The organism is Rhizobium sp. ZPR4, assembly GCF_040215725.1.
Lineage (GTDB): Bacteria > Pseudomonadota > Alphaproteobacteria > Rhizobiales > Rhizobiaceae > Rhizobium > Rhizobium rhizogenes_D.
This window is the reverse complement of record NZ_CP157969.1, coordinates 678,470-698,343: the sequence shown is the minus strand read 5'-3', so window position 1 is coordinate 698,343 and position 19,874 is coordinate 678,470. Positions and strand designations below refer to the sequence as shown.

Genomic DNA, 19,874 nt, shown 5'->3' with positions numbered 1-19,874 from the left:
GAAGCGCGGCGACAATCCCTATTTGGCTCAGCCGGCCAATCCGGCAAGGGTGGGTAGTAGTGTTTGAACAAATTATGTGCGGCACAGCTGACGAAATTGATATGTAAATCGATTTGCAAAAGCATTTGCAAATCGATTTACAATACCGTAGCGTGTCCATATGACCACAATCGCCAAAGTTGCCAAGCGTGCCGGAGTGTCGCCGACCACTGTGTCGCATGTGCTGAATCACGCCGACCGTGTGTCGGTGGACTTGCGTAAGCGCGTCCAGGAAGCGATCGCCGAGCTCGGCTATGTGCCGAACCCGCTCGCTCAAAGCCTCAGGACCGGCCGCACCAATCTCGTTGCCATGCTGATCCCGGATATCCGCAACCCCTTCTACCCGGAAATGGTGCAGGCGGCGCAGTCCGATCTCGAGGCGATCGGGGTCGATCTTCTGATCTTCAATACCGATGTTCCCGGCGGACATTCCCAGGAACACGGCGAGCACTATCTCCGCCAGATCCGCAGCCGGCGCATCGACGGCCTCATCGTCGGCGATTTCGCGCTGCACGGCATGCACGATGCGTTGCTCGAAATCGATCTTCCCACAGTATTCATCGGCGATTTGCCCAACAAGGCGGTCGATAGCGTCAAGATCGACGACTTCGGCGGCGGCCGTCAGATGGGAGCCTATCTGGCCAAGAAGGGCCATCGCCGGATCGCACATGTGACAGGGCCTTCCTTCTTCGCCGAAGCCATGGCACGTGCTTCTGGATTCGAACAGGGCCTGCGCGACCATGGCGTCGAGCCGATTGCCGAATTGCGGCGGGAAGGAAGTTATCTTGGCCCGTCGGGGGAAGAGGCGGTCGATTGGCTCCTGGCGAACTATGATGACAACCTGCCCTCGGTAATTTTCTTCGGAAACTATCTGATGGCGGCGGGTGCGCTCGCCGCCTTCTTCGACCGCGGCATCAATGTTCCGAAGGATATCGGCATTGCCGTATTCGGTGATCAGCCGCAGCTCGAATATGTCAGGCCGCGGATTACGAGGGTCGGCAACACGCCGTCGCTGCTTGCCCATCGCGCGACCGAGATGCTTTTGGAGAGGCTTTCGGGAGCTTATGCGGGGCCAGCACGTTCGGACGTGATCCCCTGCAATCTGCACGCCTTCGATACCGCATGAAGTGAGGCACCGTCACCCGGGAGGAGTGTGGTGGCGGCAAGATGAAAAATGGGAGGAAGTCATGACTGGTAAGGATAAGTTCATCACCGCCGCAACCCGTCGCGGCGTGCTCAAGGGCGGTGCAATCCTCGCGGCCGGCGCGGCTGCCGGGTTGAGCGGGTTTCCCTATGTGTCGCGCATGGCCGTCCGCGCACAGAGCGCACCCTTGAAGTTCTGGCAGTTCTACGCACCGGGCGGCCCAGTCCAGAGCCAGATCGATTGGTTCGAGAAGGCGGTTGCGGCCTGGAACGACAGCCATCCGCAGAAGGTCGAGCTCGAATATGTGCCGAACGCGGAGTATATCAACGGGCCGAAGCTTGCGACCGCATTTGCCTCCGGCGAGGGCCCGGACATCTTCCTCATCTCGCCCGGCGATTTCCTGCGTTATTACAATGGCGGCGTCCTGCAGGATCTGACACCCCACATCGATGCCAAGGAGGACTTCCCGGAGAGCGTAATTGCCAACCGCATGGTCGACGGCAAGATCTACGGCATTCCGATGGAAGTCGAGCCGATGGCGATGTATTATTCGGTCAAGGCTTTCGAAGAGGCGAAGCTGAACGAGAATGACGTTCCGAAAACCTGGGACGACCTGCTTGAACTTGCCAAGAAGCTGACGACGCCGAAGCGCTTCGGCGTGCTGTTCGAGACCCAGCCGGGCTACTATCAGAATTTCACCTGGTATCCCTTCCTCTGGCAGGGTGGCGGCGAATTTCAGGGTAAGGACGGCAAGAGCGCCTTCGATTCCCCCGCCACCGTGCAGGCATTGAAATTCTGGCAGGATGCCGTCAATTCGGGCGCTGCCCCGCGTCAGGTCATGGGCAGCGGTGCGAACGACACGGTTGCCAATCTCGCATCGGGCTATTGCGCCATCCAGAATGTCGGCATCTGGGGCATCTCGCAATTGCAGAGCAATGCCAAGGATTTCGAATATGGCGTCTTCCGCCTGCCGACGCCGCCAAACGGCAAATATGTGACCGTCGGCGGTGGCTGGGCCTTTGTCGCCAATGCCAAGAGCAAGAACCCGGACGCAGCAGCGCAATTCTGCGCCTGGGCGCTGGCTTCCAAGGAAAAAGACTCCGTCCAGCGCGTCGCCGACTGGTGCACCAAGGGCAAGTCCGACATGCCGCCACGCGAAAGCGCGCTCGCGGCCGGCGGCGATGCCTTCAAGACTGGCATGATCGGCAAATTCGCCTCCGATGTCTATCCGGGCGCTCGTGCCGAACCGCGCGTGCCGCCGGAGGTCTACAAGATCATCTCCGATGCGATCCAGCAGACGCAGCTCGGCGGCGCCGATCCCCAGGCGACGGCGACCTCCGCTTCGCAGCAGCTCGACGCGTTCCTCGGCTCCTATAGCGGCGCGCCGATCCTCTAAGAAGAATCGCCGGCCGCTGCGGCTATCAGCTTAAGCGGCCGTCTCTCTTTTCGGGACGAGATCATGACGACAATTGCAGATGCGACGACAAGCCATGCAAACGGCAGGCGCGGAGGCCTTTCTGCCCGCCATCGCGAATGGATCGCGGGCTACCTCTTCGTGCTGCCCGATGCGCTCGGCCTCTTCCTGTTTCTCGGCGTGCCGATGCTTCTGTCGCTTGTGCTGAGCGTCTACGAAGTCAACGGCTTCGGCGGTTACAATTTCGTCGGCGCCAAGAACTATATCCGCATGTGGCATGATCCCCTGTTCTGGAAAGGAGCCAGGGTGACGGCCCTTTATGCCGTCATGCTCGTGCCGTCGCTCTATGTCACGGGCCTGGGGCTGGCGCTTCTCGTGCAGCAGACCAATCGCTTCAATGCGGTCATCCGCTCGATGTTCTTTGCTCCGAACATGGTGAGCCTCGTCGTCGTCGCCCTTGTCTGGCAATTCATGGTGATCGACAAGATCGGTGTGGTCGGCCAGACCATGACAAGCCTCGGCCTCAACCCGATTTCCTTCCTCGGCGATCCGAACTTCGCATTGATCACGGTCGTGCTCGTCAGCGTCTGGTTCCTGATGGGCTTCTATATGCTGATCTTCCTCGGCGGACTGCAGGACATACCCAAGGAATATTACGAGGCGGCGATGATCGACGGTGCGGGACCGGTCAAACGCTTCCGATACATCACGCTGCCGCTGTTGAAACCCACCAGCTTCTTCGTTTTCATGGTCTCGATGGTTGCTGCCGTTGCCGGCGCCCAGGCCTTCGACATCATCTATGTCATGACCAAGGGCGGGCCTGCCAATTCGACGGCGGTGCTGATCGTCTACATTTACCAGCAGGCCTTCTCCTTCGGTGCCTTCGGCTATGCCGCTGCGATGTCGTCCATCCTCGTCATAGCGCTCATGGCCGTCACCGCGATTTTCTTTGCCGTCACGCGCGGAGGGCGTTTCGATCATGCGGAATGACGCTTCCAACGCCTATTTCGCACGATCGCAGGTCACGCTGGTGCGCTGCCTGTGGATGCTGATATCAGCCATATTGGCGCTGATGACGCTGTTTCCGCTGCTCTGGATGGTCTCGATCGCCTTCAAGCCGGCAGCCGAATCCTTCTCGTCGTCGCTGATACCGGAGGCGCCGACGCTTGATAATTTCATCTATGTGCTGACTGGCGTGCCCTTCATCCGCTACATGCTCAACAGCTTCTTCGTCTCGGCGACGGTGACGATCGTCGCGCTGTTCTTCCATACCATGGCGGGTTATGCGCTGGCGCGCCTGCGCTTTCCCGGGCGCGAGATCATCTTCCTTGCGATCTTCTCGACCTTTCTCGTTTCGCTGCCGGTCGTGATCGTGCCGCTTTTCATCATCGTCAAGGCGATGGGCATGATCAATTCCTACGCGGGTCTGATCGTGCCGGCAATCTTCAATGCCTTCGGCATTTTCCTGCTGCGGCAATACTATCTTTCGCTGCCGCGCGAGATCGAGGAGGCTGCGGTGATCGACGGTGCAGGATACTGGCGTATCTATTGGAGCATCATCCTGCCCTTGAGCCGGCCGATCATGTCGGCGCTCGCCATCCTGTTTTTCCTTGCCAATTGGAATTCCTTTCTCTGGCCGCTCACCATCACCTCCAATCCGAACCTCTGGATGGTGCAGGTCGGCATCGCCAACTTCAAGAGCCAGTATTCGGCGTCCTGGAACTACATGATGGCGGCCTCCACCATCGTCGCCATCCCCACCCTCATTCTCTTCGTGATTTTCCAGCGGCAGATCATGGATTCGCTGAAGACCAGCGGCCTGAAATAGCCGTCTTCATTCAAGACAGGAGACTTTCATGAGCAATCTCGGCCTTTCACCCCTGCGCGGGCTCGCAAAGCTGCGCGAAGCAAGAACGCGCCGCTTTTCGAGCTATGACCGCACCGGCGGCAACGACGATCGCTTTCATATCGAGCCGGGAAAGACCGAGATTATCGCGGAGCATTCGGGTGCCGGTATCATCACCCATATCTGGGCGACGCTTGCCTGCGAGAGCGAAAATTTCCTGCGCAAGATCGTGCTGCGCGCCTATTGGGATGGCGAGGCGGAGCCGAGCATCGAGGCGCCGATCGGCGATTTCTTCGGCATGGGCCATGGCCGCACCGCAAACTACGCCAGCCTGCCGATGCAGGCGAGCCCGGAGGACGGCAAGGCATTCAACTGCTATTTCCCCATGCCCTTCGGCTCGCACATGACGCTGACGGTAACGAACGAAGCCGAACACGATCTGCTCTTCTACTACTATGTCGATCTCGAACTGCATGATGAGCTCGAAGAGGGCATGGGACGCTTCCACGCGCAGTATCGCCAGTCGCAGCCACAGGGCATGAGCGACGCAGGCCTCACCAACGAGGAATATCTCTTCGGCGGCGAGAATGTCGACGGTAAAGAGAATTATACGATCCTGGAGGCAGAGGGCCACGGTCATTATGTCGGCGTTCTCTACAGCGTCTATTCGCGTCGCCGCTCCGACGTGTGGGACTGGTACGGCGAAGGCGATGACATGATCTTCATCGACGGTGAGCAGGGGCTTTCCGTGCCTGATACCGTGCGCAAGCCCGATCCGCGCATCGGGCCGAAGGCAGCGCTGATCGAGCCTCGGCCGGAATCTGCGCTCGGCGCCAACGATGCCTGGCCGCCGACGCTGCACGGCACCGGCACGGAGGACTATTTCAATACGGCGTGGTGCCCGACACAGGAATATAGCGCGCCCTATCACGGCATCATCGCCGGCGGCGGTCCGAACTGGACCGAACCCGTGACGCTCTATCGCTGGCATATCGAGGATCCAGCGATTTTCCAGAAGAGTATCCGCGTGACGATCGAGCATGGTCATGCCAACCGCCGCTCCGACGATATTTCGTCGGTCGCCTTCTGGTATCAGGCCGAGCCGCATAAGCCGTTCGGCACATTCCCCGAGGTCACGGAGCGCGTGCCGACCTTCCGCCGGCCATTCAAGGAAATGGAGATTGCGGTCAAGAAGGCGAAGGGATGAGAGCGGCGGGCTTCACATCTGGCTGCAAGGGCTGATCGCCTGACATGGCGATCATATCCCGTCTGTCGGACGTCGCTCCGCAATCAAGCAAATAGCGAAGCGAAGGCGCATAGATCGGTAAGCATGCACTACCGGCATTTCCGTCTCCTGCATCGATGGGACCCTGTGGATTCAACCTGAAAGCGGGATGCTCTCGTGCGAATGGATGAATTGAAAAGCTGGTGCGTTAGGGCGCTTTATGTATCGGGCGCAAAACGTAAGAGGACGGTTTCTTTCGCTGCGCCTGGTTAATGCCACAGGCGAGTTGCTGATCTCATGCGTCTCATACTTGTCAATGATGTTTCGACCGTTCGCGGCGGCGCAACCAAGGTGGCGCTGCAATGTCTTGAGGCAAGCAGAGATGCCGGGCTGACATGCGCCATACTGGTCGGCGATGATGGCGAAGGCCTCAAGCCACGCTTTGCCGGTATCCGGACGGTGGCGCTCGGCGAACGGCCCCTTCGGGAAGGCCCGGCGACCGTCGATATCCTTGCGAAGAACTACAATCGGCGGGCCTATGAGGCGATGGAGGGCCTGCTTCGGGAATCGGATGAGGAAACCGTTGTCCATGTGCACGGCTGGTCGCAGATCCTCTCGCCCTCGATCTTCTACGCGCTCGCCAGGTATCCGGTCAAAGTCATCGTCACGGCGCATGATTTCTTCCTGACCTGCCCGAATGGCGGCCTTATCAATTTCCGCAGCGGCGAGGTTTGCGACATCAAGCCGTTGTCTTTCGCCTGCCTGACGACCAATTGCGACAAGCGCAGCTATCTCCATAAGCTTTGGCGCTTCCGTCGCACCCTGACGCAGCAGGGGGTCGGCGAGGGATTTTGGAGCCGCGTGGCTATCGTCCTGGCGCATGAAAGCATGGAGGCGTTTCTGCGCACCGGCCCCTTCCGGCATTTCACGACATTGCGCACGCCGACGCAGCCATTGACGCCGGCGCCGGTCGAGGCGTGGCGCAACCGCCGCACTGTTTTCCTCGGCCGCATGTGCTGGGAAAAAGGGGTTCATACCTTGGCGGACGCGCTCAATAAGACGGGCAGGACGGCAACGCTGATCGGACGCGGCCCATTGCTTGCCGAGATGCAGCGCCTATTGCCGCATTGCAATGTACCTGGCTGGCTAAGCGACGAAGAGGTGACACAGATCGCTGGCAAAGCGCGCGTTTTCGTCATGCCGTCGCGCATGCCCGAGCCTTATGGCCTGGTCGCGGCCGAGGCATTGATGTCCGGCATCCCGGTCATCGTCAGCAGCAATGCGCTGATTGCGACGGAGGTCGAGGAGAATGGTGCCGGTCTGGTATTCGATAGCGGCGATGCGGATTCGCTGGCCGAGAAACTGGTGGCGACGGATGACGACCACTTGATGCGACAGCTGAGCGAAGGGGCATTGGCGCTTGGCCGCCGTATCGCGCCGAGCAGAGCGGAATGGGGGCGCCGCATGGTGGACATCTATTTGGGACGGGGTGGTTTTTCTGCATAGTGGTTGGGGGAGACAATGGCACGCGCATTGGTAACTGGTGGTTGCGGTTTCGTAGGCCGGCATCTTGTCCGGCGGCTTCTTGCGGAGGGTTTGGATGTCGTCTGCGTCGATTCACTGGTCGCGGGAACGGGTGCACTGCATCCGGAACTGTGGCAGCGGCTTCGGCGTTCCCGCTTCACCTTTTGCGAAGAGGATTGCCGGACATTCTTCGCGCACCCTCCGGAGCACTTCGACTATGTCTTCCATCTGGCCGCCCTCGTCGGCGGCCGCTTGACGCTCGAGACGCGCGCGCTCGACGTCGCCGAGGATCTGGCGGTCGATGCGGAACTGTGGCAGTGGGCATCACGCGCCAAGCCCGGTTCGGTAATATTCTTCAGCTCCAGTGCGGCCTATCCGGTGTCGTTACAGACCGTCGCCAATCATCGGCTGCTGTCAGAGGATATGATCAATTTCGACGCCGCGGTCGGTGTCCCCGATCTCAGCTATGGCTGGGCAAAATTGACCGGCGAATATCTGATGAAGCTCTATGTCGAGCGCTACGGCCGGCGGGCCATCGCCTACAGACCGTTCAGCGGTTATGGCGAGGATCAGGATCTTGCCTATCCTTTTCCGGCGATCTGTCGTCGCTTGCTTGCGGAAAAGGGTGCGTCCGAAGTCTTCGTATGGGGTTCGGGTCATCAGTGCCGGGATTTTATCCATATCTCGGACTGCATCGAATTCATCTGGCAGACGAGGGAGCTGCTTCCTGACGGGGCAAGCCTCAATCTATCTACCGGCACTGCCACTTCCTTCATCGAGCTGGCCCAGACGATCAGTCGGCAGATCGGCTGGCAGCCGGCCGTCACCGGGCGATCGAGCCATCCGGAAGGTGTCTTCTACCGCTGCGGCGACACGGCTCTGCAACGCTCCTACGGACTGACCCCTCTGGTCGGTCTGGAGGAGGGGATTGCACGAACGCTTGCGTATCTTCGGGCCGAGCAGGCGCCATACGCACTCGCCATGTGACCCATCACCAATCACGCCCGTCGCGTCCTGTCGATGAGGCCTGGGCCGACCCAGTTTGCCCGTTTGAACTCGGCTGCCCTGCGGCACTCGCTTAGGCCCCGAGTTTGGCACGGGCAATTCAGCATCGAGATTATCCACCAATTCGAAGACCACGAAATAAGGCTTGCGCTCCCTTTATAATTAGGTAAGTTGCCTAACAAATGGATTGAGACGCATGATTGCTGGAATTGATATTGGCGGAACCAAAACGCAGCTCATCGCTGAGATGGGTGGCGAGACGGTTGGCGAGAGGGTCGTTTACACAGCGGAATGGCGGGCTCGCATCGATCATGATGCGGATACGCAGGCGCTCGTTTCGCTGCTTGTCGCAACGACTGGAGCGACACCGAAGATCACGGTCGTCGGTGCGCATGGCTGCGACAGTGATGAGGATCGGCTTGCACTGCAGACAAGGCTTGCCCGGCACTTGCCCGGCACGGTCCTGGTTCTCAACGACTCCGAACTGCTGTTGCCGGCCGCGGGCAAGACGAGCGGCATTTCCGTCATCAGCGGTACCGGTTCGATTGCGGTCTCGCGCGACGCCGCGCGCAGGATGATCGCATCCGGTGGCTGGGGTTGGTATCTGGGTGATGAGGGAAGTGCGAGCGGTCTTGTGCGGGAAGCAGCCCGGACCATCCGCTTTGCGCTTGACCAGGGGGAGCCGCTCGATCCCCTCGGTCGGAGCCTCATCGAAGCCCTAGCCATATCGTCGCCGATCGAGATCGGGCGGGCGTTGGGCGAGATCGGATCGGCAGCCGGCATAGGCCGGCTTGCACCGCTGGTATTCGACGCAGCAGATGCGGGTTCACGATATGCCGACAAGGTCATCACAGAGGCGGGTGCCGCACTCGCCGTGCTCACAGCGCAATTGCTCCAGCGCGGTGCGCCGCGTGGCGATGTCGTCACCGGTGGCGGCGTCATTGCCCGTCAGCCGCGGCTTCTCGCGGCCTTCAAGATGGCCCTTGGCGACCGTCTGCCTGATCTGGCGCTGACCCTTCTCAGCGAGCCGCCGGTGGCGGGGGCGATGGTACTGGCCCGCAAGCTCAGCCTTGGTGACCTGCCGGCCACCTTGCCGCCGCCGCATATCGACGGCGAGCTGAAAACTGCCGATGATTGGAGAGCCGCATGACCTCCCAGAAGATCATTCCCGCACGAAACTGGGGGCAGCGCGTGATCGCTGTCCTGTTGATCGCGGTTGTCGCGCTGCTTGTATTCATGGTCGGCACAAGCCGCCACATCAGCTGGTCGGCGGTGCCGCAATATATCTTCGACGATACGATCCTGGATGGGATCAAGCTGACGATCCTGTTCACCGTGCTGTCGATGATCATCAGCATCGTTGCCGGCGCGATCCTTGCTACGATGCGGCTTGCATCCAATCCGGTGCTATCCGGTTTCGCAAGCCTCTATATCTGGTTCTTCCGCGGCACGCCGCTGCTGGTCCAGATCATCTTCTGGTTCAATATCCAGCTTTTCATTCCGAGCATCGATATCGGTTCCGTCCACATCGACACCAATTCGATCGTTACGGCCTTCGTCGCAGCACTTCTTGCCCTCAGCCTCAATGAAGCCGCCTATATGGCGGAGATCATTCGCGGCGGTTTGCTCGCCGTCGACAATGGTCAGCAGGAGGCCGCCAAGGCGCTCGGCTATACGCCGGTCCAATCCATGCTGCGCATCATCTTCCCCCAGGCGCTGCGCGTCATCATCCCGCCGATCGGCAATCAGACGATCTCGATGCTGAAGACGACCTCTCTTGTCTCCGTCGTCGCGGCCCAGGATTTGCTGACGCGTGCGCAGAACATCTACGCCCGGAACTTCCTGATCATCGAACTGCTGATCGTCGCCAGCATCTGGTACCTCGTGATGACCACGATCGCTTCCGCCATCCAGCTCGTCATCGAACGCCGGCTTGGAAAGTCGACACACGAGGCGCCCGGCTTCGTGCAGGGCGCTCTGCGCCTCATGCGCGCGGAAGGGAGAAACGGATGAGCCTCCCCATGATATCGACCTCAGCAAAGCCCATCGTCGAGGCGATCGACGTGCACAAATCCTTCGGCTCGCTCGAAGTGTTGAAGGGCATCAATCTCTCCGTCAGCAAAGGCGAGGTCGTCTGCCTTCTCGGCCCGTCGGGCAGCGGAAAATCCACCTTCCTCAGATGCATCAATCATCTCGAGCGAATGACGGCCGGCCGCATTCTCGTCGATGGCCAGTTGATCGGCTATCACGAGCGGGGTGATGCCTTGCATGAGATGAGCGGCAAAGAGCTTGCCGTGCAGCGCCGCGACATCGGCATGGTGTTCCAGCGCTTCAATCTTTTCGCCCATCAGGACGTGCTGACGAACATTTCTCAGCCACCGATCCTCAATCGCGGAAAGTCGCGCGAGGAGGCTCTGAGCCGGGCGCGCGAGCTCCTGAAGATGGTGGATCTCGATGGCCGCGGCAGCGCCTATCCCTATCAGCTCTCCGGCGGTCAGCAGCAGCGCGTAGCGATCGCCAGAGCGCTGGCAATGAACCCGAAACTGATGCTTTTCGACGAGCCCACATCCGCACTTGATCCCGAACTCGTCGGCGAGGTGCTGAATGTCATGCGCAAGCTTGCCGCCGATGGCATGACGATGATCGTCGTCACTCATGAGCTTTCCTTCGCCCGCGAGGTCGCCGATCGGATCGTGTTCATGGATCAGGGTGCCGTCGTAGAGGAAGGGCCGGCGTGCGAGGTGCTCGACAATCCAAGGCAGGAAAGAACTCTGGCGTTTTTGAGGCGGATGCACTGACTGGCAGGCACCGCAATGAGGCCGCACGTCCTTCACGTGCACCAGGAAAAAAAGGGGAATACCGATGACAGGGAAGACCAAATTCACAATCATGTTCGCTGCAATCTTGGTGGCAAGCTCTACCGCTTGGGCTGATGGCGTCGACCAGAAGCTGCACGCCATGCTGCCCGAAAAGATCCAGTCGGCGGGCGAGATCAAGGTCGGGACGGAGCCGCAGACTCCGCCTTACGATTTCTACGGCGAAGACAACAAGACGATCATCGGTCTCGAGCGCGAACTGCGCGATGAGATGGGCGCTCGCCTCGGCGTAAAATTTACCGACGTGCCGGCGCAGTTCGCCAGCATCATTCCGGGCATCCAGGCCGGCCGCTTCGATATGGGCATGTCCGCCTTCGGCGATTTTGCCGAACGCGAAAAGATCGTCGATGTCGTCAACTACATGCTTGAGGGCACCAGCATCATCGTGCTGGAGGGCAATCCCAAGGGCGTGCACAAGCTGAAGGATGCCTGCGGGCTCAACGCCGGCGCCGTTCAGGGCTCGATACCACTTCAGCTCCTCGACAAGCAAAAGACGCTCTGCCCGGCCGACAAGCCGCTCAACGTCATGCAGTTCCCGTCGAACGATCAGATCAAGATCGCTCTGCAGAGCGGTCGCGTCGATCTTTCCATGGATACGACGGGTGTTGCGGCCTACAGTCTTCAGCATCAGCCCGCGGGCAACAAGAAGCTGGAACTCATCACCGGTGCCCAGTATGCCGTTGGTTACCAGGCGATGCTCGTCAGCAAGGATGACCCGAAGCTGCGCGATGCGCTTGCCGCGGCGATGCAATCGATGATCGACGATGGCTCCTACGCCAGGATCTTCGAAAAATGGGGTCTTGGCGAAAACAAGCTCGGCAAGGTCACCATCAACGATGCCGCGCGCTTTGCCGACTACATGAAGCTGGATTGATATCCGCTAATCTTCGGGGGCGGCCGCTATCTGCTCGGCCGCCTCTCCTTCAAACAGATGGAAATGACCATGACAGACAGAGTGCCCTACCGCGAAGCGATCGCATTGCAGCCCGCTGCTCTCAACACCTGCTTCAATGCCGTCTCCAAGCGGCTGGAAACGCTCGATCTCGAGCCAGTCAAGCGCGGATCGACGGTTCTTGTCGGTATCGGCGCAAGCCTTTATGCGGCAGTCGTTGCCGCGGCGCAGATGCGCTCCCAGGGCTTGCGGGCGTTCGCTTTGCCCGGCACCGATCTCTACGACCCGTCAGTCGATGCCGGCGATGCTTACATCGCCTTTTCCGCTTCCGGGCGCAGTGAAGAACCGGCGCGTGCCATGGAGCTTAGGCCGAGCGTTCAATCCTACGGTATTGCGAAGGCAGACGGCACGCCGATTTCGCGGGTCGTGAAGCATATGATCGCAAGCGAAAGCGGTGCTGACAGCGGTCCAAATACGACGAGCTATCTCGGATCGTTGCTGAGCGCAGCTCTGCTCATCGACAGGGCCGGTCGTTCATCGGGAACGAATTGGAGTGAAATTTCGAGCCGCGCCGAAGATGTCCTGAAACAGACGCGTGCTCGGGCCGATAAGGCGGCCAGGCTTCTGGCCGGCAAGAAATCTATCGATTGCGTGGGCGCGGGCACGGCGTTGGGCACGGCCGGCTATGCCGCACTCCTCGTGCGTGAAGCCGCACGCGTCGCTGCCCAGGATTGGGATACGCTGAATTTCCTTCATGGGCCGATGGAGCCGAACGACAGGGATAGCGGCGTGCTGCTCTTCGGCAATGGCCGTGAGGTCAAGCTTGCGCAGGATCTCGCCGGCTTCGGCATCCCCTCGGTTCTCGTCACCGCACGGACCGATATCGTGGATGGTGACAATCTCGTCGTCATCCATGTGCCGGCCTTCTCCGAAGGCATTGGCGATGCCATCTTGCAGGCCATCCCAGCGCAGTTGCTGATTGCGACGCTGTCGGAAGATGCGGGCTTGCCGGTCTGCGAATTCCGCTACCGCCAGACCGATACCAAGCGCGACTTCTGAGCCTTGCTCAGATGTTGATCTGATCCATGGTCAGTGCGCTCGGATAGAGGAAAGCAGTCTTGCCTTCCTCTCCCAAAAGTCTCGCCATGGCAAAGTCGATGGCGAGACGCACAGCGCCAAGAACCGTCGCCTGGTTCGATAGCTGGCCATTGACCACTTCCACCGGCCAGCACAATTCCTTCACCACATCCCTGACGCCGGGCAGCAATTGCGGGTTTTGCCCGACGCCGCCACCAAGAACGATCAGTTGCGGATCGAGCACGCTGACGCAGGCGGCAGCGAGGTTCCCGACATCGCGGGCATGCTGCTCGACAATGGCGCGCGCAGTCGGAGATTGCTCCACGCGGGCAAAAAGTTCGCTGGTACTCTTCGGCGGCGTACCTTCCCCGGCGGGCCATTTTGCTGCGGCGCGCTCCAGAAGGGCTGCAGATCCCATATAGGTTTCCACCTGCTGCCATTTCGGCCGCTCGTGCTCCGACCACGGAAAGGGCAGGTGGCCGATTTCGCCGGCGCCACCTTTGAAGCCGCGGAAAAGCCGGCCATCCAGCACGATGCCCATGCCGGTCTTCACGCCGATCTGCATGTAGATCGCAAAGGAATACTGCTTTGCCGATCCTTCGTGATATTCGGCAAGGGCTGCGCAGTTGACGTTGTTTTCAAGCAGTACGGGCGCGCCATAGGTGGCTTGCAGCCGCTCCAGAACCGGTATCAAGGCTTCACGGCCGGACATTCTTTCAAGAGATGCGGAAATGATGTTCGGCAGGGCGATCGCGATTGCGCGCAGCGGTGTCGACCGCGTTTCAAACTGCGAAAACAACCGTGCGATGACATCTTCTATCAGAAGAAATCGTTCGTCAGCGGATTTGTCGACAAGCGGCATTTCGACGGTGGTGAGCGTCGCACCATCGAGGCCCCGCGCGATCGCGTTGATATGGGTCGTGCCGCAATCGACGCCGATGACGAAGCCCGCCTTTGGGCCGAGACCGTAGGTGACGGAGGTCCGACCGACCGAGCCGCGATTGATCCCGGCCGGCGCAAGCAGGTCATGCCGCTCAAGCTCGCTGACGGCTGCCGACATGGTGGGCTTCGAAAACATCAGCGCCGCGCTCAATTGCGGTCTCGTGGCGGGGCCGTTGCTTGCAATGGTTCGCAGCACGGCCCGCGCACTCTCCGTTAGCGGCGGCGCATCAATTCCGGTCTGTTGCCAAGCAGTACTCAATGGGCACCCGGGGCGGTGAAGTCATTCGTAAAGCTCCCTTACCATCGGCGCTGCGAAATTGACAGCCATATCCTATTGAAAACTATCGACTTGCTCGGACGATGCACTGCTATTTGCGATCAGATGGCGGTGAAGCCATTGTCGACGAAGAGATGGATGCCGTTGACGAAATTGGAATCATCCGACGCCAGATAGAGGGCGGCGCGCGCCACGTCTTCGGGCTCGCCGATCCGGCCCTGCTGCGCCGCAATTGCCTCGTCCGAGACATCGACGCCGAGGGCCTGCAACTCAGCCACCTCACGCAGTCCATGCGGCGTGCGAATGAAGCCCGGGCATACGGCATTGCAGCGGATGTTGCGATCGCGGAATTCAACGGCAATGGCGCGGGCGAACATGTGAACCGCCCCCTTCGTCGTGTCGTAGAGCACCTCCATCGGAGTTGCTGCGACCGCCGAGATCGACGAGGTGCAGACGATGGAGCCGCCACCGGCAGCAATCATGCCCGGCAGTACCGCCTTGGTCATGAGGAACATCGAGCGGACATTGACGCCATGCAGCCATTCCCATTCCTCGAGCGTCGTTTCGAGGAACGGCTTGATGACGATGGTGCCGGCGTGATTGAAGAGCACGGTCACCGCGCCGAAGCGATCCTCGATGCCCTTGACCGCCGCATTGACGGCTGCCTCGTCGGAAACATCGGCAACCCAATGGTCCGCCGTGCCGCCGGCAGCGCGGATCTCGCGCACGGTTTCAGCCGCCGCATCGCCGTTTCTGTCGATGATCGCAACCTTGGCGCCCTCCGCCGCAAACAGGCGCGAAGCCGCTCCACCCATGCCGGTAGCGCCACCCGAAATGATGGCAATCTTGCCCTTGAGCCTATCCGTCACGCATTCCCCCATCTGCCGCAGGCGTAAAACAGACGCCGATGCGGTCCTTTGCCGATGTCGTTCAAAGCCCGCGAACCCGTCGAGGGTGTTGCGAAAGATGCGCTCGGTTCCACTGCGAGGCAAGGGCCAATCAAGGGACCGATTCCGGATTTCCCCGTCATCGGAGATAGTGAATATGGGGCCGGGAGTGGTGGGGAGAGGTTTCGACCCTAGCCTCGACAGCAAATACGGTCCTCAGCAGATCTTCGGTCAACACGTCTTTCGGCGTGCCGGAGGCGACGATCCTGCCTTGCTGCATGATAATCAATTCATCGCAGAACATGGCGGCATGGTTGAGATCGTGAAGAGCGATGATGCTGGTGACCGGCAGACCGGCAACCAGTCGCATCAGGCTGATCTGGTGCTGGATATCGAGGTGGTTGGTCGGCTCGTCGAGGATCAGCTCTTTCGGCGCCTGAGCGAGGGCTCGTGCGATGTGGGTGCGTTGCTTTTCGCCACCCGACAGGCTCTGCCATCGGTCGTTGCGTTTCTCTCTCATGCCGGCGCGCGCAAGAGCGTCTTCGACCGCCTCGTCATCTGCCGATGTCCAGCCGGAAAACATCGATCGATGCGGAAACCGGCCGAGCTTTACGACATCGATGACCTTGAGATTGGCGTTTGTGGTGCTGTGCTGTTCGACGAAGGCGACGCGCCTCGCGATCGAACTGCGAGACATGCGCTGCAGATCCTTCTGTTCGAGCGTGATGCGACCGGAATTCGGTCGTTTTAGGCCGGCAAGCAGACGCAGGAGCGAGGTCTTGCCCGAGCCGTTCGGCCCGAGCAGGCCGAGCATCTTGCCCGCGGGCGCCTCGAAAGAGACCCCGTCGAGTACGGTCTTCGCGCCGATTTTCCAGATGACGTTGTCGGCCTTGATGCTCATGATGCGCGCTGGAACCGGTAGAGAATGATGGAGAAGAAGGGAACGCCAACCAGTGCCGTAACCACACCGATCGGCAGAACCTGCTGGGGGATGAGGGCGCGCGATGCGATGTCCGCCAGCACCATGAAGATCGCGCCGACGATGGCGCAGGCTGGCAGCAGCCGGATATGGAGTGGGCCGACGAAGAAGCGCGCCGCGTGCGGCACGACGAGGCCGACAAAGCCGATCGAACCGACCATGCTGACAATCGTCGCCGTCATCATCGCAGTCAATGCGAAGAGCCCGATCCGCGCCCGCCCGACATTGACGCCAAGAGACGAGGCGGCCTCGTCGCCAAAGGCGAACGCGTCGAGCACGCGCGCATAGAGCAGACAGACCGCAAGCCCGAAGCCGACAATGGTTGCGACCAGCATGAATTCCGGCCAGCGAACGCCGCCGAAACTGCCGAGCAGCCAGAACATCACATCCCGCGCCTGCTGTGCGTTTCCCGATGTCGTCACGACATAGGAGGTCGCAGCGTTGAACAGCTGAGAGGCGGCAACACCGGCAAGGATGGTACGATCAGCGCCGCCTCGTGTGCCGTTTGAAAGCAGAGCGACAAAGAAAAAGGCTGCGAACGCGCCGGCAAAGGCACCCGCCGAAAGCGAAACCGCGCCGGCGCCGATATTGAGTATGACGATGGACACCGCGCCAGTCGAGGCACCCGCCGAAATGCCGAGCACATAGGGTTCGGCAAGAGGGTTGCGAAGGAGCGACTGCATGATCGCCCCTGAGAGCGCGAGGCCCGCTCCGCAGAAAGCGGCCACCAGTGCCCGGCTGAGGCGATAGTCCCAGATCACCGTTTCGTGGATGCGGTTAAGTTCGATACCCGTCCATCCCAGCCTGTTGGTGATGGCGTAGAAGGTCGTTGAAAGCGGGATCGGTAGATCACCGATGCCGACGCTGACACCGATCGTCAGGCCGATCGCCGCGAGAGAGGCGAAAAGCAGCAGGCCGATAATGGCCAGCTGCTTCAGGGTCCGGTATGTATCGATCACTTCAGGAGACCAAGCGCCTTGAGCTGCTGGGCGACCTGCTCGGCGCCATAGATCGTCCGGATGGTCGGGTTCATGGCCTGGCCGTCCATGACGACAATCGCTTTGTTCTTGACCGCGGCTAGCTGGCTGACGGCGGGATCGGTGGTGAGAAACTTGATCTTGGCTTCCGGCTTGTCGAGCTCCCAGCGATTGCGGTCGAGGCTGGCGACGACGATGACATCAGGGTTGGCCGCAATGATGCTCTCCCAGCCGAGCGTGGGCCATTCCGCTTCCGCCGTAATCGCGTTATGGCCGCCAAGCAGATCGGCGATGAAGCCGGATGCGCTGTTCTTGCCGCCGAGATAGGCGTCGGAGGAGGGCGATTGGCTGGAAAACCAGAAGACATAGGAGAGCTGCTTGCCATCCTTGGAAACAGTGGAGCGGAGCGCGGCTTCGCGGGCCTTGAAGTCAGCGATCAAGGCCTGCCCGCGATCGGGCACGTCGAAAATCTGCGAGAGTTCGTCGATCTCCTTGTAGAGGAGATCCATGTTCCAAAGCTCTCCACGGCTGCCATATTGATCCTTGACCACGGCGGTACTGAGGCAGGTGCTCGGCGATAGATAGGTCGGGATGCCGAGCTTTTCGAAATCCTCGCGCTTGGCGACCTTGCTGCTCGGCCCCATCAGGCTCGGCAGGGCGGCAGCGACGAAATCAGGATTTTCAGAGAGGATCGATTCAAAAGTCGGGAATTCGACGGTCAGCAGTTTGACCTTGGCATTGGCCTCGGCGAGTTGCGGCAGAACCTTGCTCGGCCAAAAGGCCGTGCCGGCCATTTTGCCCTCGAGGCCGAGCAGGAGAAGGATTTCGGCGCTATTCTGTCCGAGCCCGATGGCGCGCTCCGGAGCCTTCTGGAAGGTGACCTTGGCGCCGCAATTGTCGATGGTCAACGGATAGCTGGTGGAGGCGGCAGAAGCTGCCGTTGCGGCAAAGCCGAGGGCCGCGCAAAGAACTGAAATGGTCAAAACTGATTTCAATATGGTCACGAAAATATCCCGGTGGCTATAGTCAGCGCGATCGAACGAACGCGCCCGCGCGATATAGCCTTGCCGCCCGGTCACAAACAAGAGGAAAAAAGTCATATTTATTTCTTTGTGCCGAAAAGCCTCTCGTCGGGCATTTTCCCGACGAGAGGCTGATGGAGCGCGCGCCAGGCGGCGGAATATGCGCCTACACTATGTGTAGTTGAAGGTCCGAGGCCCAGTCGTCATGCTGAAGCTGGCGCACTACTGCGATGCGCCTGTCAGATTTCAAGACGAGGGGCCCCGGTCTTCAGGATGCCTGTGGCATCGGCCGTATCCCGATGGGAAACACGCGGTCATACGCGATGTTGAAGAAGAAGGCATATACCAGGTAAAACGCGACGATCGCGATATCCATCGCCAGTGCCGCCATCAGGCTGATCCCGAGATACCAGGCGATGAAGGGAATGAGTACGACGATCAGACCGGCTTCGAACAAAGCCGTGTGGGCGATACGGATCGGGATGGTCTTCTGTACGCTGCCCCTGACGCGCATCATCGCCTTGTCGAACCCGACGTTGTAGACGAAATTCCACACCGTCGCCGCCGTGGCGGAGATGATGCCGACAATCCCCATATGTTCGAGGGGCTGATCGAACAGCAAGGCGGCGCCTGGCGTAAAGATCGCCAGACCGATGAGTTCGAACATGACCGCATGCCGGACGCGGTCCTTGAAGCTACGCATTTCAAAGTCCTCTGTTGTTGTCGGCGGCTTTTCTATCTGTTATTTCATATAGGTAAAGTTAGATAGTATCTGGAATTCGCATAGATGGCGGTTTCACTCGAGCAATTGGAAGCCTTCGTCATCGCCGTCGAAGCAGGCTCGTTTTCGGCGGCGGCTCGGCGTTTGCGCAAGGCGCAATCGGCGGTAAGCCTGCTCGTCTCGACGCTGGAGGACGATCTCGGCGTCAAGCTTTTCAGCAGGGCGACAAGAAGCCCGACATTGACCGCGGCGGGCAGGCGGCTGTTGCCGGAGGCAAGGCTGCTTCTCGACCGCCGCGAACATTTGATCGGCGTTGCAAGAAGCTTCGAAGAGCATGTCGAGACACGGCTTGTCGTTGCGATCGACGAATTGTACCCCGAGCCATCGACCGGCGCGTTGTTTGCTGCCTTTGCCGATCGCTTCCCGCATGTCGAGCTGGAGCTGCTGTTTCCGCCGACCAAGGACGTCGTCGGATTGGTTCTCGACGGCAAGGCCGATCTCGGCGTGATGTGGCGGCAGGAGGATCTTCCGCCCATGCTCGGCTTTCACACGATCGGCTGGGTTCCCCTCATTCTGGTTTGCGGCCGCGACCATCCGCTGGCGCAGGCTCCCGTCACCTGGGAGGAGCTCAAACGTCACCGTCAGATCATGGTGACGAAGCGAAGCGACGGCACGGAAACTCACCGTTTGCGCGTTGCCGCCGAAGTATGGTGGGTCGAAAGTCACTGGGTTATTTTGCAGATTCTGCAGCAGGGGATCGGATGGGCGCTGATACCTGCCCATATTCTGGAGAATTCGCCACTGGCTTCCAGACTGGCGACGCCGGTGCTCCAATTCGACGAAGGAGCGCATCCGGTCGCGCTTGAGCTCGTCTGGCACAAGCAGCGTCCGGCCGGCCCGGCGGCGAAATGGCTTCGGGAGCAATTCGCAGCAAACGGGATCGACTATCGAAAGCCCGGGATTGCCTAGCCGGCGTCCGAAAGACCGTTCTCCGGGTGTGTGGTTTGGCCGCCCATGCTCTATCGGT

At 60.2% G+C, this 19,874-nt stretch carries 19 protein-coding genes; 13 read left to right on the top strand and 6 right to left on the bottom strand.

Annotated elements, in window-relative coordinates:
• The first annotated feature begins 160 nt into the window (after positions 1-160).
• The 12 genes from ABOK31_RS30980 to ABOK31_RS30925 all read left to right on the top strand — a co-directional run bounded on the left by ABOK31_RS30980 (position 161) and on the right by ABOK31_RS30925 (position 13,024).
• On the top strand, positions 161-1,165 hold the full coding sequence (locus ABOK31_RS30980) for a LacI family DNA-binding transcriptional regulator (protein ID WP_349961451.1): 1,005 nt from the start codon (positions 161-163) through the stop codon (positions 1,163-1,165).
• Positions 1,166-1,226: 61 nt separating this feature from the next.
• Positions 1,227-2,579, top strand: a complete 1,353-nt coding sequence (locus ABOK31_RS30975; RefSeq protein WP_349961449.1) for a sugar ABC transporter substrate-binding protein — start codon at positions 1,227-1,229, stop codon at positions 2,577-2,579.
• A 63-nt stretch (positions 2,580-2,642) separates the two neighbouring features.
• The gene (locus ABOK31_RS30970) at positions 2,643-3,587 is read left to right on the top strand and encodes a sugar ABC transporter permease (RefSeq protein WP_349961447.1); all 945 of its coding nucleotides are present in this window, start codon (positions 2,643-2,645) and stop codon (positions 3,585-3,587) included.
• Positions 3,577-4,425 (top strand): carbohydrate ABC transporter permease, encoded by an 849-nt coding sequence (locus ABOK31_RS30965; RefSeq protein WP_075854698.1) that lies wholly within the window; start codon positions 3,577-3,579, stop codon positions 4,423-4,425. The genes ABOK31_RS30970 and ABOK31_RS30965 overlap by 11 nt, the downstream gene beginning before the upstream one ends.
• A gap of 28 nt (positions 4,426-4,453) precedes the next feature.
• A complete protein-coding gene (locus ABOK31_RS30960) occupies positions 4,454-5,650 on the top strand; it encodes a glycoside hydrolase family 172 protein (protein ID WP_349961446.1) in 1,197 nt (398 codons plus the stop codon).
• 315 nt (positions 5,651-5,965) lie between these two features.
• Entirely contained in the window at positions 5,966-7,174 is a 1,209-nt protein-coding gene (locus tag ABOK31_RS30955) for a glycosyltransferase family 4 protein (protein ID WP_349961444.1), read from the top strand.
• 15 nt (positions 7,175-7,189) lie between these two features.
• Positions 7,190-8,179 carry an NAD-dependent epimerase/dehydratase family protein gene (locus ABOK31_RS30950; RefSeq protein ID WP_349961442.1) on the top strand — a complete coding sequence of 330 codons (990 nt, stop codon included), beginning with the start codon at positions 7,190-7,192 and terminating at the stop codon, positions 8,177-8,179.
• Between the two features lie 214 nt (positions 8,180-8,393).
• Positions 8,394-9,347, top strand: coding sequence for a BadF/BadG/BcrA/BcrD ATPase family protein (locus ABOK31_RS30945; protein WP_349961441.1), 954 nt, complete (start codon positions 8,394-8,396; stop codon positions 9,345-9,347).
• Positions 9,344-10,210 (top strand): amino acid ABC transporter permease, encoded by an 867-nt coding sequence (locus ABOK31_RS30940; protein WP_349961439.1) that lies wholly within the window; start codon positions 9,344-9,346, stop codon positions 10,208-10,210. Before ABOK31_RS30945 ends, ABOK31_RS30940 begins: the two co-directional genes overlap by 4 nt.
• Positions 10,207-10,995: an amino acid ABC transporter ATP-binding protein gene (locus ABOK31_RS30935; RefSeq protein WP_349961437.1), complete on the top strand. Its 789-nt coding sequence runs from the start codon at positions 10,207-10,209 to the stop codon at positions 10,993-10,995. The genes ABOK31_RS30940 and ABOK31_RS30935 overlap by 4 nt, the downstream gene beginning before the upstream one ends.
• Before the next feature lie 64 nt (positions 10,996-11,059).
• Positions 11,060-11,947: an ABC transporter substrate-binding protein gene (locus ABOK31_RS30930; protein ID WP_349961435.1), complete on the top strand. Its 888-nt coding sequence runs from the start codon at positions 11,060-11,062 to the stop codon at positions 11,945-11,947.
• Positions 11,948-12,016: 69 nt separating this feature from the next.
• A complete protein-coding gene (locus tag ABOK31_RS30925) occupies positions 12,017-13,024 on the top strand; it encodes a phosphosugar isomerase (protein WP_349961434.1) in 1,008 nt (335 codons plus the stop codon).
• 7 nt (positions 13,025-13,031) lie between these two features.
• Here ABOK31_RS30925 and ABOK31_RS30920 read toward each other — a convergent pair whose 3' ends face one another.
• From ABOK31_RS30920 to ABOK31_RS30895, 6 genes are all read right to left on the bottom strand, one after another.
• Positions 13,032-14,180, bottom strand: coding sequence for an ROK family transcriptional regulator (locus ABOK31_RS30920; protein ID WP_174172797.1), 1,149 nt, complete (start codon positions 14,178-14,180; stop codon positions 13,032-13,034).
• Between the two features lie 182 nt (positions 14,181-14,362).
• Complete coding sequence (locus tag ABOK31_RS30915; RefSeq protein WP_174172796.1) at positions 14,363-15,130, bottom strand: SDR family oxidoreductase; 768 nt, start codon at positions 15,128-15,130, stop codon at positions 14,363-14,365.
• Positions 15,131-15,287: 157 nt separating this feature from the next.
• A complete protein-coding gene (locus ABOK31_RS30910; protein WP_349961431.1) occupies positions 15,288-16,049 on the bottom strand; it encodes an ABC transporter ATP-binding protein in 762 nt (253 codons plus the stop codon).
• Positions 16,046-17,056 carry an iron chelate uptake ABC transporter family permease subunit gene (locus ABOK31_RS30905; protein ID WP_349962832.1) on the bottom strand — a complete coding sequence of 337 codons (1,011 nt, stop codon included), beginning with the start codon at positions 17,054-17,056 and terminating at the stop codon, positions 16,046-16,048. Before ABOK31_RS30905 ends, ABOK31_RS30910 begins: the two co-directional genes overlap by 4 nt.
• 26 nt (positions 17,057-17,082) lie before the next feature.
• Positions 17,083-18,108 (bottom strand): ABC transporter substrate-binding protein, encoded by a 1,026-nt coding sequence (locus ABOK31_RS30900; RefSeq protein ID WP_349962830.1) that lies wholly within the window; start codon positions 18,106-18,108, stop codon positions 17,083-17,085.
• A 286-nt stretch (positions 18,109-18,394) separates the two neighbouring features.
• Positions 18,395-18,829: a PACE efflux transporter gene (locus ABOK31_RS30895; RefSeq protein ID WP_174172792.1), complete on the bottom strand. Its 435-nt coding sequence runs from the start codon at positions 18,827-18,829 to the stop codon at positions 18,395-18,397.
• Between the two features lie 84 nt (positions 18,830-18,913).
• On the opposite strand from ABOK31_RS30895, the gene ABOK31_RS30890 reads away from it, so the two are divergent.
• A complete protein-coding gene (locus tag ABOK31_RS30890; RefSeq protein WP_349961430.1) occupies positions 18,914-19,816 on the top strand; it encodes a LysR family transcriptional regulator in 903 nt (300 codons plus the stop codon).
• Positions 19,817-19,874: the final 58 nt, after the last annotated feature.

Bases quoted from the DNA above. Each gene is read 5' to 3' on its own strand.
- ABOK31_RS30980 (WP_349961451.1), top strand. From the start codon at position 161: ATGACCACAATCGCCAAAGTTGCCAAGCGTGCCGGAGTGTCGCCGACC.
- ABOK31_RS30975 (WP_349961449.1), top strand. From the start codon at position 1,227: ATGACTGGTAAGGATAAGTTCATCACCGCCGCAACCCGTCGCGGCGTG.
- ABOK31_RS30970 (WP_349961447.1), top strand. From the start codon at position 2,643: ATGACGACAATTGCAGATGCGACGACAAGCCATGCAAACGGCAGGCGC.
- ABOK31_RS30965 (WP_075854698.1), top strand. From the start codon at position 3,577: ATGCGGAATGACGCTTCCAACGCCTATTTCGCACGATCGCAGGTCACG.
- ABOK31_RS30960 (WP_349961446.1), top strand. From the start codon at position 4,454: ATGAGCAATCTCGGCCTTTCACCCCTGCGCGGGCTCGCAAAGCTGCGC.
- ABOK31_RS30955 (WP_349961444.1), top strand. From the start codon at position 5,966: ATGCGTCTCATACTTGTCAATGATGTTTCGACCGTTCGCGGCGGCGCA.
- ABOK31_RS30950 (WP_349961442.1), top strand. From the start codon at position 7,190: ATGGCACGCGCATTGGTAACTGGTGGTTGCGGTTTCGTAGGCCGGCAT.
- ABOK31_RS30945 (WP_349961441.1), top strand. From the start codon at position 8,394: ATGATTGCTGGAATTGATATTGGCGGAACCAAAACGCAGCTCATCGCT.
- ABOK31_RS30940 (WP_349961439.1), top strand. From the start codon at position 9,344: ATGACCTCCCAGAAGATCATTCCCGCACGAAACTGGGGGCAGCGCGTG.
- ABOK31_RS30935 (WP_349961437.1), top strand. From the start codon at position 10,207: ATGAGCCTCCCCATGATATCGACCTCAGCAAAGCCCATCGTCGAGGCG.
- ABOK31_RS30930 (WP_349961435.1), top strand. From the start codon at position 11,060: ATGACAGGGAAGACCAAATTCACAATCATGTTCGCTGCAATCTTGGTG.
- ABOK31_RS30925 (WP_349961434.1), top strand. From the start codon at position 12,017: ATGACAGACAGAGTGCCCTACCGCGAAGCGATCGCATTGCAGCCCGCT.
- ABOK31_RS30910 (WP_349961431.1), bottom strand. From the start codon at position 16,049: ATGAGCATCAAGGCCGACAACGTCATCTGGAAAATCGGCGCGAAGACC.
- ABOK31_RS30895 (WP_174172792.1), bottom strand. From the start codon at position 18,829: ATGCGTAGCTTCAAGGACCGCGTCCGGCATGCGGTCATGTTCGAACTC.
- ABOK31_RS30890 (WP_349961430.1), top strand. From the start codon at position 18,914: ATGGCGGTTTCACTCGAGCAATTGGAAGCCTTCGTCATCGCCGTCGAA.